The sequence below is a fragment of the Arthrobacter sp. Y3221157 genome (genome assembly GCF_059089865.1).
This window is the reverse complement of sequence record NZ_JBNHFD010000202.1, coordinates 1-959: the sequence shown is the minus strand read 5'-3', so window position 1 is coordinate 959 and position 959 is coordinate 1. Positions and strand designations below refer to the sequence as shown.

Annotated in this window: 1 protein-coding gene; it reads left to right on the top strand. The window is 67.4% G+C overall.

The window, feature by feature from the left end; genetic code table 11:
- On the top strand, nucleotides 1-959 hold a 959-nt coding region (locus AC5RTT_RS20645; RefSeq protein ID WP_494146719.1), incomplete at both ends, for an aminomethyl transferase family protein.

The following is a 959-nucleotide window of genomic DNA, read 5'->3' as shown; positions in this document are numbered from 1 at the left end:
CTCCAGCCCAAACTCTCCCCCCGGAACCTGCGGGTGTCCCCGTTCCACGCCCGGCACAAACAGCTCGGCGGGGTCTTCCTCGAAGGCGGCGGCTGGGAGCGCCCGTACTGGTTCGAAGCCAACGCCGACCTCCTCAAAGACATGCCCGCCGACTGGCAGCCACCGGCACGCGATTCCTGGTCCGGGATGTTCAGCTCGCCCATCGCCGCGGCCGAAGCCTGGAAAACCCGCACCGCCGTCGCCATGTACGACATGACCCCGCTCAAACGCCTCGAGGTCTCCGGCCCCGGCGCCCAGAAACTCCTCCAGGAACTGACCACCGCGGACATGTCCAAAAAGCCCGGCGCGGTCACCTACACCCTCCTGCTGGACCACGCCGGCGGGATCCGCAGCGACATCACCGTCGCCCGCCTGTCCGAGGACACCTTCCAGCTCGGCGCCAACGGAAACATCGACACCGCCTACTTCGACCGCGCCGCCCGCCACCAAACCCAAACCGGCGGACCCAAGGACTGGGTCCAGGTCCGCGACACCACCGGCGGGACCTGCTGCATCGGCCTCTGGGGCCCCCTCGCCCGCGAAGTAGTAGGCGCGGTCAGCACCGACGACTTCTCCAACGACGGACTCAAATACTTCCGGTCCAAAAACGTCGTCATCGGCGGCGTGCCCGTCACGGCCATGCGCCTGTCCTACGTCGGCGAACTCGGCTGGGAACTCTACACCAGCGCCGACAACGGCCAGCGCCTCTGGGACACCCTCTTCAAAGCAGGACAGCCCCACGGGATCATCGCCGCCGGCCGCGCCGCGTTCAGCTCCCTCCGCCTCGAAAAGGGCTACCGCTCCTGGGGCACCGACATGACCACCGAACACGACCCCTACGAAGCCGGCCTCGGCTTCGCCGTCAAAATGACCAAAGACAACTTCGTCGGCAAAGCCGCCCTCGAAGGCCGCACCGAGGA